Source organism: Cytobacillus sp. Hm23, from assembly GCF_051842895.1.
Classification (GTDB): Bacteria; Bacillota; Bacilli; order Bacillales; family SM2101; genus Nanhaiella.
In genome coordinates, this window is record NZ_JBPXRQ010000007.1 from 112,847 (window position 1) to 130,252 (window position 17,406).

The 17,406-nt window shown below is 36.2% G+C and carries 19 protein-coding genes; all 19 read right to left on the reverse strand.

From position 1 onward, the window contains the following. Window positions 1–3: 3 nt before the first annotated feature. The 19 genes from ACSVDA_RS05930 to flgD all read right to left on the reverse strand — a co-directional run bounded on the left by ACSVDA_RS05930 (window position 4) and on the right by flgD (window position 17,403). A complete protein-coding gene (locus ACSVDA_RS05930) occupies window positions 4–471 on the reverse strand; it encodes a chemotaxis protein CheW (protein WP_485881638.1) in 468 nt (155 codons plus the stop codon). A gap of 22 nt (window positions 472–493) precedes the next feature. Next, the gene (locus ACSVDA_RS05935; protein ID WP_485881640.1) at window positions 494–2,557 is read right to left on the reverse strand and encodes a chemotaxis protein CheW; all 2,064 of its coding nucleotides are present in this window, start codon (window positions 2,555–2,557) and stop codon (window positions 494–496) included. Between the two features lie 256 nt (window positions 2,558–2,813). Next, window positions 2,814–3,908 (reverse strand): protein-glutamate methylesterase/protein-glutamine glutaminase, encoded by a 1,095-nt coding sequence (locus tag ACSVDA_RS05940; protein WP_485881642.1) that lies wholly within the window; start codon window positions 3,906–3,908, stop codon window positions 2,814–2,816. An 8-nt stretch (window positions 3,909–3,916) separates the two neighbouring features. Further along, window positions 3,917–4,786 (reverse strand): MinD/ParA family protein, encoded by an 870-nt coding sequence (locus ACSVDA_RS05945; RefSeq protein WP_485881644.1) that lies wholly within the window; start codon window positions 4,784–4,786, stop codon window positions 3,917–3,919. Next, a complete protein-coding gene (gene flhF, locus ACSVDA_RS05950) occupies window positions 4,779–5,948 on the reverse strand; it encodes a flagellar biosynthesis GTPase FlhF (RefSeq protein ID WP_485881645.1) in 1,170 nt (389 codons plus the stop codon). Before flhF ends, ACSVDA_RS05945 begins: the two co-directional genes overlap by 8 nt. Then, window positions 5,945–7,981, reverse strand: coding sequence for a flagellar biosynthesis protein FlhA (gene flhA / locus ACSVDA_RS05955; RefSeq protein WP_485881647.1), 2,037 nt, complete (start codon window positions 7,979–7,981; stop codon window positions 5,945–5,947). Before flhA ends, flhF begins: the two co-directional genes overlap by 4 nt. A 106-nt stretch (window positions 7,982–8,087) precedes the next feature. Further along, on the reverse strand, window positions 8,088–9,170 hold the full coding sequence (gene flhB / locus ACSVDA_RS05960) for a flagellar biosynthesis protein FlhB (RefSeq protein ID WP_485881649.1): 1,083 nt from the start codon (window positions 9,168–9,170) through the stop codon (window positions 8,088–8,090). Between the two features lies 1 nt (window position 9,171). Next, window positions 9,172–9,948: a flagellar biosynthetic protein FliR gene (fliR, locus tag ACSVDA_RS05965; protein ID WP_485881651.1), complete on the reverse strand. Its 777-nt coding sequence runs from the start codon at window positions 9,946–9,948 to the stop codon at window positions 9,172–9,174. A gap of 2 nt (window positions 9,949–9,950) precedes the next feature. Further along, entirely contained in the window at window positions 9,951–10,220 is a 270-nt protein-coding gene (gene fliQ / locus ACSVDA_RS05970) for a flagellar biosynthesis protein FliQ (RefSeq protein ID WP_485881653.1), read from the reverse strand. Between the two features lie 11 nt (window positions 10,221–10,231). Further along, window positions 10,232–10,900, reverse strand: a complete 669-nt coding sequence (gene fliP / locus ACSVDA_RS05975) for a flagellar type III secretion system pore protein FliP (RefSeq protein ID WP_320208702.1) — start codon at window positions 10,898–10,900, stop codon at window positions 10,232–10,234. A 5-nt stretch (window positions 10,901–10,905) separates the two neighbouring features. After that, a complete protein-coding gene (locus ACSVDA_RS05980) occupies window positions 10,906–11,547 on the reverse strand; it encodes a flagellar biosynthetic protein FliO (protein ID WP_485881655.1) in 642 nt (213 codons plus the stop codon). A gap of 15 nt (window positions 11,548–11,562) precedes the next feature. Beyond that, window positions 11,563–11,925, reverse strand: a complete 363-nt coding sequence (locus tag ACSVDA_RS05985; RefSeq protein WP_485881657.1) for a response regulator — start codon at window positions 11,923–11,925, stop codon at window positions 11,563–11,565. A gap of 24 nt (window positions 11,926–11,949) precedes the next feature. Further along, window positions 11,950–13,176: a flagellar motor switch phosphatase FliY gene (gene fliY / locus ACSVDA_RS05990; RefSeq protein ID WP_485881658.1), complete on the reverse strand. Its 1,227-nt coding sequence runs from the start codon at window positions 13,174–13,176 to the stop codon at window positions 11,950–11,952. Beyond that, a complete protein-coding gene (gene fliM, locus ACSVDA_RS05995; RefSeq protein WP_485881660.1) occupies window positions 13,166–14,164 on the reverse strand; it encodes a flagellar motor switch protein FliM in 999 nt (332 codons plus the stop codon). The genes fliY and fliM overlap by 11 nt, the downstream gene beginning before the upstream one ends. Before the next feature lie 155 nt (window positions 14,165–14,319). Next, window positions 14,320–14,748, reverse strand: coding sequence for a flagellar basal body-associated protein FliL (gene fliL, locus ACSVDA_RS06000; RefSeq protein WP_485881662.1), 429 nt, complete (start codon window positions 14,746–14,748; stop codon window positions 14,320–14,322). Further along, window positions 14,741–14,962, reverse strand: coding sequence for a flagellar FlbD family protein (locus ACSVDA_RS06005; protein ID WP_320208799.1), 222 nt, complete (start codon window positions 14,960–14,962; stop codon window positions 14,741–14,743). The genes fliL and ACSVDA_RS06005 overlap by 8 nt, the downstream gene beginning before the upstream one ends. 69 nt (window positions 14,963–15,031) lie before the next feature. Continuing rightward, the gene (flgF, locus tag ACSVDA_RS06010; protein WP_485881746.1) at window positions 15,032–16,261 is read right to left on the reverse strand and encodes a flagellar basal-body rod protein FlgF; all 1,230 of its coding nucleotides are present in this window, start codon (window positions 16,259–16,261) and stop codon (window positions 15,032–15,034) included. 75 nt (window positions 16,262–16,336) lie between these two features. Beyond that, window positions 16,337–16,720: a TIGR02530 family flagellar biosynthesis protein gene (locus ACSVDA_RS06015; RefSeq protein WP_485881664.1), complete on the reverse strand. Its 384-nt coding sequence runs from the start codon at window positions 16,718–16,720 to the stop codon at window positions 16,337–16,339. A 38-nt stretch (window positions 16,721–16,758) separates the two neighbouring features. Continuing rightward, on the reverse strand, window positions 16,759–17,403 hold the full coding sequence (flgD, locus tag ACSVDA_RS06020; protein WP_485881666.1) for a flagellar hook assembly protein FlgD: 645 nt from the start codon (window positions 17,401–17,403) through the stop codon (window positions 16,759–16,761). Window positions 17,404–17,406 lie beyond the last annotated feature (3 nt).

Below are 17,406 nucleotides of genomic sequence, written 5' to 3' on the forward strand. Positions count from 1 at the left end.
TAATCACCTATCCAGTTTTTCTGCATCGATAAGATTAATATTGAGTACCTCAGAAAGGTCAAGCAAAATTAGTAATCTATTAGCAACCTTTGATATCCCTTTTAGATATTCTGCTTTTATAACACCGACTACTTCAGGTGGTGGTTCAATCGATTCATATGGAATATCAATGACATCATTAGCAGAATCAACAATTAAGCCTACTTCAATATCCTCAAGCGCTACGATAATAATTCTCGTGCTATCTGAATAGTCAGTTGTCATTATTCCAAATCTATTACGTAAATCAATAATCGGGGTTACAACGCCACGTAAATTAATAACACCTTTCACATAATCACTCGTCCCTGGGACGCGTGTAATGTGTTGAACCTTTTCTATTGAACGAACTTGGTCTACTGGAATTCCATACTCCTCATCTTTCAATTGAAAAACGATGACTTTTTGTTCTGTTACTGTTCCTCCTGTCACGATCATGACCTCCCTTTGTCATCTATTTTATAAGAGCATTACAATCAACAATTAGAGCAACTTGGCCATCTCCTAAAATGGTCGCACCTGATATAGCAAATACTGAAGTTAAATAATTGCCTAAGGATTTTAATACGACTTCTTGTTGTCCTATGAATGAATCGACTACTAAGCCAGCCAGTTTTTCACCCTTTCTAACAATAACAATTGATAAGTATTCATCTTCATCTATTGAAGCTGGCACTTGAAAAATATCTTTTAAAAATAATAAAGGAACTACTTTTCCACGGAAATCAATGACCTTCTGGTTATGAGCATTCAAAATATCATCTTTTTTAACAATCGCAGTTTCAATAATTGAAGAAAGAGGGATAGCATATTTCTCTTGTTGGATTTCTACTAACATGACTGAAATGATAGACAATGTTAAAGGTAATTGGATCGAGAATATAGACCCTTGCCCTTCTATCGAATCAATCGTCACAGAACCACCAAGTGACTCAATCGTGTTTTTCACCACATCTAGCCCTACTCCGCGGCCTGAAACATCAGAAATTTTGTCTGCGGTAGAAAAACCAGATGAAAAGATAAGTTCATATACTTGTTTATCTGTCAAAGTAACGGCATTTTGCTTAGTAATGACACCATTTTTAATAGCTTTATTTAATACTTTGTCACGACTAATTCCTGCACCATCATCTTCAATTTCAATAAATACATGGTTACCACTATGGTATGCTTTTAATTTCACTGTGCCTTCTTCGCTTTTGCCTTGCTTTAAACGTTCAGCAGGTAATTCAATGCCATGATCTATAGCATTGCGGATGAGATGGACGAGAGGGTCACCAATTTCATCAATTACAGTCCTGTCTAGTTCTGTTTCAGCACCCATGATTTCAATGTTAATAGATTTACCTAAGTCTCTTGCGAGTTGCCTAACCATCCTAGGAAAGCGGTTAAAAACCGTCTCAACAGGTATCATTCTCATATTCAAAATGATATTTTGTAAATCACCAGATATTCTAGACATTCGTTCTACAGTTTCATGAAGCTCACTATTATTTAAATCTTGTGAAATTTGCTCAAGTCGTCCTCTATCAATGACAAGTTCTTCAAACAAATTCATAAGTATATCTAAGCGTTCAATATTGACACGAATCGTCTTGTTTGACGCAGTTGCACTCTTTTTACTAGCAAGTTTCTTATCATTATTATGTAGTTGATTTTCAATAGGTTCATCTATAGTAATTTCATCTTCTTGAATCGTTGGTGTTAACTCTTTTTCTACTTCTAATTCTGCTTCTCCTTGCCTCATACTTTCTAAATTAAGAGCTTTAATATCAATATTAGCTATTTCCGATACTTTCATTATACGATTATGTATTTCTTCCTTAGGTTCTTTAGACACAAAGGCTATAGTAAATTCATTCTCAAACTTTTCATCTTCTAATAGCTCTACGCTAGGGATAGACTTTATGATTTCTCCAATTTGCTCCAACACTTCGAAAATCATAAAAACGCGAGCTGCCTTCAATAAACAATCTTCTCGTAGAGTGATGTTTATCTCAAAGCCTTCAAACCCCTGTTCTTTCGATTGCTGGATCACAGTATATTCAAATTCGTCATATTCCACGACTGTTTGACTATCATTCACTACGTCTTCTTGTATTGTAACGGCTGCTTCAGCTACAGTTTGTGTTAAAGGGTGCCCCTCTTCAATTTGTTTTAATTGATTTACCACCGCAGTAACATCGTGTTTACCATCTCCACCTTCAGCTATAGAGATAACCATCGTTTCAAGATCATCCACCGCAGCGAATACAACATCTAATACTTCAGGTGTTACGAAAATCTTTTCATTCCTCATTCCATCAAGAACGTTCTCCATTTGATGTGTTAAGCTAGCTAAATCTTCAAAACCCATCGTTGCTGACATGCCTTTTAATGTATGAGCTGAACGGAAGATTTCATTAACTATCGTTAAATTATCTGGATTTTTTTCTAATTCTAATAATTGTTGATTTACTGTTTGTAAATGCTCTTTACTTTCATCAATAAATACATCTAAATACTGATTCATATCCATAACATACACACCCCTTATTCGGATTTTAGACTAGGACATTCAGTAAGTCCGAGAAAAATGACTTTGCATTCGGTTACTCCACTGTGTAACAATACGTGACAGTTTTATGAAAGTAGCCGTAAGTTGCATTTCCCTCCTCTTTTTGTCCTCCTTAATGCAAACGTACTTGAAGGGTTTATAAACCTCTCCGTTCTTAGTTTGAGCTTTTCAATTAATATCCCATTCTAAATACATATACATTTTGTTATAGAGTTTATTAATAAATATATTTTAAGGCGGTTGGCGCTATATCACCTAGATCTGCAACATCGTCTATGACATTTGCAGCTATTGCCGACTTAGGCATACCAAAAACAATTGAAGTTTCTTGAGATTCTGCTATAGCTTTCACATTGCCGCTTGACTTTAATTTCTTTAACCCTTCAGTACCATCTGAACCCATTCCTGTCATAATGATTGCAATTTTCATATATCCTGAAATGTCACTAACTGATTCAAGCATTACATCTACAGAAGGTCGATGACCATTCTTAACCTCTGATTGATCTATTTGTATAACTAACGAAGTACCTACCTTCTTCACCTTCAAATGAGAGCCTCCTGGTGCAATATAAGCAGTACCATTTTGAATTATTTCGCCATTCTCGCCCTCCTTAACACATATATCGCACAGGGAATTAAGACGTAATGCTAGTGATTTCGTAAATCCTGCTGGCATATGCTGTACAACGATAATCGGTACATTAATATTTTTAGGCAACCCTTGCAATACTTTTTGTAAAGCTCTCGGTCCTCCCGTGGACGTACCGATGCATAATATTTTTTTATTCGTCTTCACTGAGCTGTTACTGCTCAAGCGGGAATTGAATCTTGGTTCTATTTTACTATATTCTGCTAATGATGAAGTAATAGTTTTTGCTTTTTCAGTCGGAATTTGGAAATTTTTCATATTTACTTTGCTAGCTAGTAGCACTTTCGAGACTATTTCGTCCTTAACTTTATGAAGGTCTAAAGAAATGCCACCAGAAGGTTTCGTAATGAAGTCAATAGCTCCATATTGCATCGCAACAATAGTATTATCAGTTCCTTCGTTAGTCGTGCTTGATAACATGATGACCGGTAATGGGTTCAACTTCATTATTTTCTTTAGAGCCTCTAACCCATCCATAGTGGGCATTTCCACATCCATCGTTACTACGTCAGGATTAAGTTGTTTAATTTTGACCAGTGCATCCTCACCGTTTCGAGCAGTTCCTACAACTTCAATCTGATGATCTTCTTTTAAAAATTCTGAAATCAACTTTCTCATGAATGCTGAGTCATCTACGATAAGAACTTTTACTTTTTTCACGGTGGTACCTACCTTTCTATTAAAAATTTCCGTAATCTCGACATAAATGAATGAGTTGTTGAGTTTTGTTTTATATTCTTTGAAAATGACATATACGTACTTGCAACTTGTTGAATATTTCTACTGGCACTAGCTTTTGGAGCATATAATAAAAATGGGGTTTGTCGGCTTACTGCTTTTGTAATTTGCTTGTCCTCAGGTATTTGTCCTAGTATCTTTATATCTTTATTTAAGAACCGTTTCATGACATTGGTAATTCTCTGAGTTGTATGGTTTCCTTCATGTTGTGACTGAGTTTTATTAACTATTAAGAATAGTGGCATCGTTGGATCTTTCAAAATAATATACTTAATTGCAGCATATGCATCCATAATTGAAGTAGGCTCTGGAGTCGTAACGACAAACACTTCGTTTACCGCTCGTATTAGTAATAAATTTTCCTCGGTCATGCCCGCTCCCATATCAAATATGACATAATCATATTTGTCTATTAAGCTTTGCATATGCTGAATAATCATATGAACTTTTTTAGAATCTAGCTTAAACACGTGATTTAACCCAGAACCTCCTGCTATATAGGATAAATTCTCTGGTCCTTTAGTAATAATTTGATCGATAGTAATGTCATTGCGAAAGACATCCAAGATTGTATGTTTTGAAGATAAGCCCATTAAAATATCGATATTCCCCATACCAATATCCATATCAAAAATAAGTACTTTTTTTTCCTGCCTAGCTAAAGTCAAAGCAAAGTTTAAGGAAATATTGGATTTACCAACACCACCCTTACCGCTTATAACTGCGATCGTCTTAGCAGAGGTGTTGGTTTGTTGACGTTCCATTTGTACACGTAAGCTTTCTGCTTGATCCTTAAACATTGGTTTCTTCTCCAAGAATAATTTGGCCGATTAATTGCGGTGAAGCTGTTTTAATATCATCCGGTACATTTTGACCATTCGTAATATAAGCTACACCAATTTGGAAATGGTCGATCAGATTAAGCATAGAACCGTAGGTTGATGTCTCATCTTCTTTTGTAAAAATAAACTGATCGATTTGAATCATTGAAAATTGCTTATAAATTTGCTTCATATCAGTAAATTTTGATGTGAGTGATAAGACAAGAAACGTTTCAACGTCCTCATTAAAATCTATTATTTCTTTAAGATCCTCTACATATTGTTGGTTCAAAAAATTCCTGCCAGCTGTATCTACAAAGACGACATCATAGTGATCAAATTTATCCTTAGCACGTTGAAAATCGTCAATATTGTAACAAACTTCAATTGGGACATCTAATATTTTCGCATATGTTTTTAATTGTTCAATTGCTGCAATTCGGTATGTATCAGTAGTTATAAAGGCCACTTTTTTCTTATCATTTAGTACACATTGTGCAGCTAATTTAGCCAAGGTGGTCGTTTTCCCAACACCAGTTGGTCCTACTACATTGACAAACTTTTTCGAAAAGCTGACACCTCCATAGTTAAATGAAGTTATTCTTTCGATGATACATTGCTTCGTCCAGCTCAAAAAGTTCACATCGTTATCTCTATTAGAATTTGTATGCCATTTCGCTAATAGTTCATCCATAATTTTCAAGCGTAATGAGTCGGATAATTCTTGAACGACTAATCTTTCGTTAATTTGCTTCAATGGATCTGGATATTTCTCAAAATTTGTATGAATATCGATATTTAAGTTTTCCATTAATACTTTTATATCTTTTAATTCGGTTAAAACGTCGTCAGCTTGTTGTGTGGCTGCTGTCTCATTTGGCAAATGAAGCTCGCGCTGCGACATTTCATTTCCTTTCGAACCTTGTATGCTCTGTTTCTTGCTCACTACTTGTTGTTCGTGAGAAAAAGGCTCTGGGTCTTGAACAGCAATAACTTCAAACTGTTTTTTTGAAAAGAAACCAAGGAATCCTCCCTTCTGAACAACTTTAGAATTAAGAATGACTGCATCGCTTCCTAATTCATGACGTATTTTTTTCATTGCTTCAGACATAGAAGGTGCTAAATATTTTTTTATTTTCATCGCATGTTCACCACCCCAACACTTTGAACTTCTACACTTCCATCAAGTTCATTATAGGATAACACCGGGACGTGCGGAAGTAGTCTTTCGATGATTTGTTTCATATACATTCTAACGGCAGGTGAACATAGCAAAATTGGTGATTGATCTTGAAAATGCTGTAGTTCAATATTTTGCACCACACTATTCGTTATTGCTTCTGATGAATCAGGAGCAAGAGATAAATAATTCCCGTGCTCGGTCTGTTGAATGCTATCCGCAATAACTTTTTCAACAGCACCTGATAATGTGATCACTTTTAACATATCTCCGTTAGCGACAAATTGTGCAGTAATTTGGCGTGCAAGTGATTGCCTTACATACTCTGTCAATAGTTCTGTGTCGGATGTCATTTTACCAAAATCAGCTAATGTTTCGAATATGACCGGTAAGTTTCGGATTGAAACATTTTCTTTTAATAATTTCGCTAACACTTTTTGGATATCCCCTATAGCTAAAGGATTCGGTGTAACCTCTTCAATAAGTATTGGATATGACTCCTTCAAATGTTCAACGAGCTGTTTCGTTTCTTGACGACCTAATAATTCATGTGCATTTGATTTAATTAATTCAGTAATATGTGTAGAGACAACTGACGCTGGATCGACAACAGTATATCCAAGCATTTCAGCTTTTTCCCTCATGTCTTCAGAAATCCATTTTGCAGGTAAACCAAATGATGGTTCAATTGTATCGATTCCTTCAACAGATGGATCATCTACTCCAGGACTCATCGCTAAATAATGGTCGAGCAATAGCTCTCCCTTTGCCACTTCGTTCCCTTTTATTTTTAATCGATATTCATTCGGTTGTAACTGAATATTGTCTCGAATTCTAACGACTGGAATAACAAGGCCAAGCTCAATCGCCAACTGCCTTCTAATCATGACAATACGATCTAATAAGTCCCCACCTTGTTTTGTATCAGCCAAAGGAATTAAGCCATAACCGAACTCAAATTCAATCGGATCAACATTGAGTAAGCTTACGACACTATCAGGACTTTTCATTTCCTCTGTTTCTACTTCTTCTTCAAGTTCTTCTTCAACTTCAATTGAGGCTTTTTGCGATTGACTAATCATAAATCCACCAATGATGAGTAATGCAGCAATCGGTAAAGTTAATGTTAGTGACATCGTTGTAAAAACACCAAAACTAGCAATCGTTGCACCGACTATATATAACATTTTCGGATAAGCAAATAACTGACCTGTTATATCCTCACTTAAATTCCCTTCAGATGCTGCCCTCGTAACGATAATACCTGTTGCAGTTGAGATCATTAAAGCTGGGATTTGACTCACTAAGCCGTCGCCCACAGACAATAGCACATAAGTACTCGATGCTTCAGAGATGTTCATGTCCATTTGTATAACACCAATAATCATCCCAAAAATAATGTTGATTAACGTAATAACGATTCCTGCAATCGCATCTCCTTTAACAAATTTACTAGCCCCATCCATCGCACCATAAAAATCAGCCTCACGCTGTATTTTTTCTCGGCGAGCTGTAGCATCTTTTTCGGAAATAAGACCTGCATTCAAATCAGCATCAATGCTCATTTGTTTACCAGGCATCGCATCTAATGTAAAACGAGCTGCAACCTCTGAAACACGCTCAGCTCCTTTTGTAATTACTATAAATTGAATAATAATGAGGATAACAAATACGACAAAACCAACTAAAACATTTCCACCAACAACAAAATTACCGAACGTTTCTACTACTTGACCAGCATCGGCATTTCCTAAAATTGAGCGGGTTGTTGACACGTTTAACCCAAGTCGAAAAAGTGTTAATACTAGCAACAGTGATGGAAACACAGAAAGCTGAAGTGCCTCCTTCATATTCATTGATACGAGGAGGACTAATAAGGCAAGAGAAATATTTAACATGATTAAGACGCTTAATAACCACGTAGGTAACGGGATAACTAACATAATAATAATAAGTACGACTCCGATAATAACTGGTAAATCTCTTGCTCTCATATGACATTCTCTCCTTACATATGCTGTTCAAATTTTGCTGATAAGCCTCTTACCATACTCTTCAACCGTTCTGATGATCCATTTGACATTCATTTATTCAACAAAGCTATACTTTATTTTTCAAGCGATAAACATAAGCTAAAATTTCAGCAACAGCTTTGAAATATTCATCTGGAATGGCTTGACCAATTTCTGTTTGATCATATAGCGCCCTCGCTAGTGGTCGATTTTCAATCATTATGACATCATGTTTTTTAGCTATTGACTTGATTTTTTGTGCTATAAAGTCCACTCCACTAGCAACAACATATGGAGCATCCATTTTTGATTCGTCATATTTTAATGCGACGGCAAAGTGTGTTGGGTTTGTGATGACTACGTCGGCATTTGGTACCTCTTGCATCATTCGTTGCATCGCCATTTCACGTTGCTTTTGTTTAATTTTTGACTTGATTTGAGGATCACCTTCGATATTTTTATATTCATCTTTAATATCTTGCTTCGACATTCGAATACTTTTCTCAAAATCATACTTTTGATATAAATAATCGATGATTGCTAAGAACAAAAGGACAATAGCTGCTGCTAAGCCCATTTGAAAAACTAATTTTGCGAGAAAAGACAACGAAGCACCAACACTTATTTGCGAAAGCATTTCTACTTGACCCCAATTAAGCCATAGTATAAAGAAAGTAACCCCAGCAACTAACGAAATTTTTAGAATCGATTTCAACAATTCAACGATCGCTCGCATTGAAAAAATTCGTTTAGCCCCTTTGATTGGATTGATTTTTTCTAATTTAAATTTAATCGGCTCAGCTGAGAATAAAAATCCTACTTGTGAGTAATTTGCCGCTACCCCTCCGATCATCGCAGCAAGCATGATTGGAGCCATGATTAACGACATATCTATTAATAACGCTAAAAAGATGTCATAAATATTACTTTCTGTAGCACCGACAAGTAGATAATCTTGGAAACTAGTAATAAATATATCTACTAATTTTTCCATCATGAATGGGCCGCTAAACCAAAAAAATAGAAATACAACGAATAATACAATGGCCGTATTAACATCTTGACTCTTCGCTACTTGACCTTTCTTCCTTGACTCTTGACGTTTCTTCGGAGTCGCTTTTTCAGTTTTTTCCCCAGCAAAAAACTGAAGATCTAATCGTAAAAAAGACAAATTACACTCCTCCTAATATTTTCATCAAGGTTCTTAAAGTAACTAATATATTCTCAAATAAGTCCCTAACTAAATAAATAAATGATGCCATTACGACAATTAGCATCACTAAGCTCACGATAATTTTGATCGGAATTCCCACTACAAAAATATTGAGCTGAGGCATCGTTCTTGCCATAATTCCTAAAGCTACATCTACTAAAAAGAGTGATCCAACAATTGGGAGTGCCATTTGAAATGCAATAATGAACATTATACTTAACGTCTTAATTAAAAAGTTGCTAAATCCAGTGTCTCCAAAAGGAATCCAAGGTTGATCAATCGGTATAAATTCGTAGCTATAAAAAATGCCATCAAGTAATAAATGATGTGCATCAACGGATAGTAAAAATAGTAATGCAAACGTATGTAAATATTGTCCAATCAATGGACTTTGTATCCCAGTTTGAGGATCAATGACATTAGCAATCGCAAATCCCATTTGAAAATCAATAAATCCACCAGCTATTTGGATAGCTGCAAAGAGAATTTGGGCGGTAAATCCGATTAAGAGCCCAATTAATACTTCTTTCATAATTAGTAAGATAAACATTTCATCTATTGTTATAACAACAGGATCAATTGTAAATAACATCATCCATGCTAGAAAAACAGCAAGTCCAATCTTATGTGTTGACGGAATATTACGATAAGAAAAAATAGGTATCGTAACGAAAAAAGCTGTGACTCTTACAAGGATTAATAAGAACATTGGAAAGTAATTTATTATATCATTCATATTTAACCTACAAACTTATGCAAATTATTAAATATATCAAAAGTATAGCTGATCATTCTTGATAACATCCAAGGACCAAATATAACTAAACCAATAAAAACTGCGACAATTTTCGGTATAAAAGCTAAGGTTTGCTCTTGAATTTGTGTTGTAGCTTGAAAGATACTAACAGCTAACCCAACCCCTAATGCTAATAACAACAGTGGACCAGCAACTATCAATACCGTATATACACCTGTTTCAGCAAGTGAAATAACAGTTTGAGCATTCATGTCTCGTTCTCCTATCCAAAGCTTGTTAATAATGATTTAACTACAAGATTCCAGCCATCTACGAGTACGAACAACAATATTTTAAACGGTAATGCAATCATAACTGGTGGTAGCATCATCATCCCCATTGACATTAAAATACTTGCTACAACCATATCAATAACTAAAAAAGGTACAAAAATCATAAAGCCAATTTGAAATGCTGTTTTTAACTCACTAATCGCAAAAGCCGGTACTAATGCTGTCAAAGGAATATCTTCGATAGTTGATGGACTGTCATATTCACCATATGACAAAAACAGGGCTAAATCTTTTTGTCTCGTATGATTACTCATATATTCTTTCATCGGAATACTTGCCCGCTCATACGCTTCTTCAAGATTAATCTCCTCATTAAACAAAGGAGTCAACGCCTGATCATTCACCTCTTGAAACGTTGGCGCCATCACAAAAAATGTTAAAAACAATGACAAGCCAATGATTATTTGGTTTGGCGGCATTTGCTGTGTTCCTAACGATGTCCTTACAAACGATAATACGATGACAATTCTAGTAAAGCTCGTCATTAATACTAAAATACTAGGAGCTAAAGAAAGGACTGTCAATAAAAGTAGCATTTTGACTGTCGTTGACACATTTTGGGGATCACTCGAATTGAAAAACTCCATAAACTCATTCATTCATTCTAGTCCCTTTCTTTATCTTGCTCATGTAAAACACGTTTTCTTTCTACAGATAGCTCATCCAACTGTGATTTAAGCACGCTGGCGAAATTTTCATCATCTTCATGTTGCTTATTATGACGAGACGATATTAGTTTCTTAACTAAATGGGCTGGCTGCACCATTTGGTTTAGTTTATTATGATGGTCGTCTACGATTTGTTGCACTTCATGCTCATTATCTATTTCGCGTAATAATTGAATGTCTTCACCTACGCCTACTACTAAAATACGTTTTCCGACTTTTATGAGTTGAACAGAGCGGTTGGAACCTAAGCTCGTTCCACCTAAGTTTTCAACATAGCGTAAATTGCTTTGTATACTGCTCTTTTTATTTACAAATTTAATAAGTAAATAGATTAATATAAGGACGAATATCGTAGCAAAAATCATTTTCATTAAATCCCAAACCCCAACAGAATTTGGAATTTCATCATCTATTTGAGTATCCTCTATATTATTACTTTCATTAAGTAGACCTTTATTCACAGCTTCTGCTACAGTATTATTTTCTTGATCCTGTTCCGCATAAGCTATCGAAGCTTGTAGCGGAACAGAGAGTATGAAAATCATGAATGCTATAAATAGTATTTTTGTTTGTTGCAAAATAGAAAACCTCTTTTAACTTAATGTTTTATTAATAGCTTCTAACACACGATCTGCTTGGAAAGGTTTAACGATAAAATCCTTGGCTCCCGCTTGAATAGCATCTATTACCATTGCCTGTTGTCCCATCGCTGAACACATAATAATCTTGGCATTTGAATTTAACTTCTTAATTTCTTTTAACGCAGTAATTCCATCCATTTCTGGCATCGTAATGTCCATCGTTATAAGATCAGGTTGGAATTCCCTAAATTTTTCAATCGCTTGAACACCATCAGCAGCCTCACCAACTACTTCAAATCCGTTCTTAGTTAATATATCTTTTATCATCATTCTCATAAATGCTGCATCATCAACGATCAAAATCTTATGGCTCATATTTTTCTCATACCTCCATGTAAATTATCGCATTTTGTTAATACGATCAGTCTGACTAACAATATCTGTTACTCTAACGCCAAAGTTTTCTTCAATTACAACTACTTCACCTTGTGCGATTTTCTTTTGATTAATTAAAATATCAACTGGCTCACCTGCTAGTTTATCAAGTTCGATAATAGATCCAGATGACATATCAAGAATTTCCTTTACTGTCCTTTTCGTACGGCCTAATTCAACTGTAACCTTTAATGGGATATCTAATAGCATATCTAGATTGCTTGACTCTGCTTCTGTTAAATGGACAGGTTCAAAGTTTGAGAATACAGCTGGTTGTACATTTGTTGGCTGCATTTGAGATGACCTGTTTACACCAGCCCCAATGTATTGTGGCGTTGTACGATCTCTCACTGCTTGTCCAACCCCTTCCATGACTGCTGTTGCAGCGACTTCTTTTGCAGTTTGATGCATCGGACTTCCCTGTAATTCAGCATGGTGTGCTGCTTGAGTCACTGCAGATGAATCATTTTGTGTATTTGAACTCGGATGACTCATCTCATTTTGTTCAGGCTCTAGTAACCCTTTCACTAGTTCTTTCGCAAAAGAGACTGGAAGAAGCTGCATAATACTAGAGTCAATAATCTCACCTATTTTTAGTTTAAAGGAGATTTTTATGAGACTATCATCTTCAGGAATTTTATTTGTTCCATTACCTTCCTTGATATCCAGTATATCAATACTCGGCGGCGAAATATCGACCTTTTTATTAAAAATTGTTGACATTGATGTCGCTGCACTGCCCATCATTTGATTCATTGCTTCTTGAACAGCGCTTAATTGAAGATCACCAATTTCTTCATTCGGATTAAGTCCATCTCCGCCTAACATAATATCTGAAATAACTGCTGCATCATGCTTCTTAATAACTAATAAATTTGCTCCAGAAAAACCTGCTGTATAATTTACTTGAATCGCAACGTATGGTTGAGGAAATTCCTCTTCCAATTTTCTTTTAAGCACAACTGATACAGTAGGAGTTGTTATTTCCACCTTGTTATTTAATAGTGTTGAAAGTGCTGTTGCAGAACTACCAAATGAAATATTTCCAATTTCCCCTAGAGCATCTTGCTCAATGGTTGATAAAAATTGTTCAACAGGGGGAGTTTGGTCCTCCTCTTCGCTAGTTAGGTCTACTGTTCCATTCAATAATGCTTCTATTTCATCTTGTGATAGCATGTCATCACTTACCATCTTCGTCTCCCCCTTTCACTTGGTCAATTACTTGTATTGCTTGTTTATTGCCAGCTTTTCCTGGTTGTCCAAGAAACTTTGGTGTTTCATTCACTTTGATCGTTAACGGTTGGTCGATTTGTTGATTTAATTGAATGACATCTCCTACGTCTAGGTTCAAAAAATCTGCTATTGATATTTCTGATGTCCCTAGCTCAGCAGTCACTGGTAAAACAGCTCTTTTGATTCGTTTTTGCAAAGCTTCTATTTCTTCAGGCTCGCGCTCTTTCTTCTCAGTTTGCATCCAATAATGAACAGACAGTTTTGGAATGATAGGTTCTAATACGACATGTGGAAAACAAATATTAATCATGCCGCTCGTTTCACCAATTTGAGTGTTTAAAGAGATGACAACTACTGTTTCATTTGGTGAAACCATTTGTAAAAACTGAGGGTTCACCTCAAAATCAGCTAATATCGGATCAATTTCTTCGATCGTACTCCAAGCTTCACGTAAATTTTCTCCTACTTTATCAAAGAGATTCGTCATAATACTTGTTTCAATTTCTGTTAAATTATCAACTTTATTGACACTTATACCTCTACCACCTAATACTCTATCTACCATCGAATAAGCGATGTTAGGATTTACTTCAATAAGAATTCTACCGTCAAGCGGTGGAACTTCAAATACGTTTAAGACGGTCATTTTCGGTATTGAACGGATAAACTCTTCATACGGAATTTGATCTGCAGATGCAACCGAAATCTGTACATATGTCCGTAATTGTGCAGAGAAATAGGTAGTTAACAGCCTAGCAAAGTTTTCATGAATTCTAGTTAAACTACGAATTTGGTCTTTTGAAAAACGCAATGCTCTTTTGAAATCATATACTTTGACTTTTTTTTCTGCCTCTTCTTTCTTTAATTCTTCTGCATTCATCTCACCTGTTGAAATAGCAGATAATAAGGCATCTATTTCATTTTGCGATAAAACTTCTCCTGACAAATTTCTTCACCTCCATCTTGCCTCTAACCCTGCCTTTGATGTCAAACAGTTCATTGATTGTTCAGGGTTTCCCCTACCATTATTGATAGTTATTCAATCAGGTTGAGTCCAGGCTCCCCCTGTGTCCTCGGTGTTCAAGTCAACGTTGAACTAGCTTACTGGAGGAGAAAGGAGGTAATATAAACATTCTGTATTGTTCCATCTTGCATAATTTCATTCATTTGTGTCAGCAATTTATCCTGAAGTGCTATTTTCCCTTGTTTTCCATCAAATTGCTCTGCCTTCATTTCAGAAAGCTCTTGAATCATAATATTACGTACTTGAAAATCACGTTTTTCTAGCTCTTTTTTCGCATCCTTACCATCTGTTTCAACTTTAAATGACACCCTTATAAAGCCATGATCCAATAAATTCGTTGTAATATCAGCTATGTCTACTGAATTAACTATAATTTCATCTATCGTCGGTGGCTCTTCTGCGTTGGCATTTCTACTATCTAGTAGAATATATATTAATATTGAACCTATGATGGCTAGTATTGCTAGCATTACAATCAGAAATATATACCATTTGTTTTTACCCACAATCCTCACCCTCCAGATCGTGATGGGATCCAATTAATGTAATCCTTTTATAAAACTGTTCAACTTGTGCTTTTACTTCATCCACGCTTTCTTTGACAACGAATTTCTTGCCATCTGTTAACGTGATTGTCGTATCTGGAAATGCTTCAATTTGAAGAATATAAATGGCGTTCAACGTATGTTGCTTGCCATTCAGCCTCGTAACAGTGATCATATGTATCGGCAAGTAGATTCCTAACTGCTATTAACCTCGGAACCTACTTGCCATTCCCCCTTTGTTATATTAACGCTTCAGATTAACGAGCTCTTGCAAAATCTCATCAGACGTTGTAATAATACGTGTATTCGCTTGGAACCCACGCTGAGCAACGATCATTTCTGTAAACTCTTCTGAGAGGTCAACATTGGACATTTCTAATCTACCAGAAGCAATGAGTCCACGCCCTTCACCAGGCATATCTACATTTGCAGTACCGGAGTTAATAGACTCTTGGAATAAGTTATTACCCGACTTCGTTAAGCCAGCAGGGTTACTAAACTTTGCAATCGCAAGCGTCCCTAACGGATTAACTAAACCATTTGAATACACACCATTAATTTCCCCACCAGCACCGATATTGAAGCTTTCTAGAACTCCTTCAGTATTACCATCTGGATTAGCTAACGCAGTAGTAGAGTCATCGAATTGGGTTAGGGCTGAGAAATCTAGTTCTATATCAATAGTTGGCGTTCCACTAGTCCCATCCCCATCATGGTCAAATTCCCAAGGACCTCCTGCATCCGCTGAATCAAATTCTCCTGTTGTGCTATCAAAAAATATTGTATCTACTTTTGTAGGAGCAGGATTAGGTGGATTACTTAAATCGGCTGGTGGCTCTTCATTAATATAAACATCCCACTCATCATCATCAGTCTTTTGAAAATACACATCTACTGTATGAGGCTGACCTGCATCATCAATTACTTTGATTTGTTGGTTATATATAAAACCTTTCGCTGCGCTGCTTGACAGGTTTTCTGAGAAACTTATTTGTGTCGTTTCTACAGCAGGTGACACCGCATTTACATTTACTGCGACATCTCCGAGTGTACCCGTTTCATCATATGCTTGAACTTTAAAGCCTTCACCAGTTACGAGCGTACCGTTGTCATCTAAATAGAAGTTACCGGCACGTGTATAAAACTGTGCATCACCTTGGTTAACGATAAAGTAGCCGTCACCATCGATCGCTAAGTCTAGCGAACGCCCAGTTGTTTGCAAGCTAGATTGTGTATGAATCGTGTCGATCGTAGCGATCGTTGCACCTAAGCCGACTTGCATCGGATTTTGGCCACCACGGTTATCAGTTGAAGCAGTGGCACCTGAAATCGTTTGGTTCATCGTGTCCTTGAATGTAACACGACCTTTTTTGAAGCCGTAAGTGTTAACGTTAGCAATGTTATTTCCTATTACATCAAGTTTCGTTTGGAAATTACGCATTCCACTAATTCCTGAATACATTGATCGTAGCATAGTTCGTTGCTCCTTTCGATAGTTGGTTGCTTCTGTCATTCCACAACCTTTGGCCTCCGCATTCGGTCCAGCCAATTAATCCATAATGATCGTGCCGTTAATGTTCGTAAATATTTGTGATGATGCCTCAGTACGATCCATTGCAGTGACGATCGTATTATTTTTAGCACTTACGATAAACGCTGCATGATTAAATAGGACAAGAGAGTCTTGAACACCCATCTTCTTAGCCTCATTTACCTTTGCAGTCATTTGTTGTAGCTGACTCGGTTCTATTGAAATACCACGTTGTTCAAGCCGCTGCTTTGCATGCTTGCTAATTTTTAATGCATCAGTCGTTTCTAGTGCTGAAGCTAATTGCATTTTAAAATTAGCATGAGACGAATGTCCACCCGTTGTTGCTTTGTTAGATCTTGGTTGTATGTATTGTGGATGTGGCTGAAAAATTCGTTGTGTCACTTGTTCACCTCCAAGTTATAAGAGGAACAGGATCAAAATTAGTTAGAAATTTTAATGATTTGTGATGCAGAAATCGTTGTACCGTCTTCGTCGTCTAGTTGATAAGTTGTTTGCCCGTTGCTAAACAATACTGACTGAACGATTGAAGTAATTTCGGTTTCATCCTCACCTATCCAAGTTACAGTTTTGCCGATTAGCTCGCTGCCTTGTAATATTTGATTATCACTTGTCGTATTGTTGATACCAGATATATTCCCTGTATTAATGACAGTACCATCCTCTAACTCAAACGACACTTCTCCATCATTGTATTGAACGGATTTGATAACGCCTGTTCCTTCTACAATCGTTGGTTCATCGGTATCTTCAGTATTCTCGACTACTTGATGATACAGCACTTCTTTACCGACAAATTGTTGGTAAGAAACGAGATTTGTTTGAATCGTTTGTTCGATTAACCTTTCAATTGAATCGTTCATGTTTGTCATTTGCTCTAAGGAAGAAAATGTTGCCATTTGGGCTATAAAATCTTTATCTTCCATAGGGTTCAACGGATCTTGATTTTGTAATTGTGTCATTAATATTTTTAAAAATTCATCCTTACCTAGCGCACTAGAGCCTGTATTTCGCTGTTCCTGCTCATAAGTAGCTAAAGAATAAGTTGATGGAATTGAACTAACCATTTT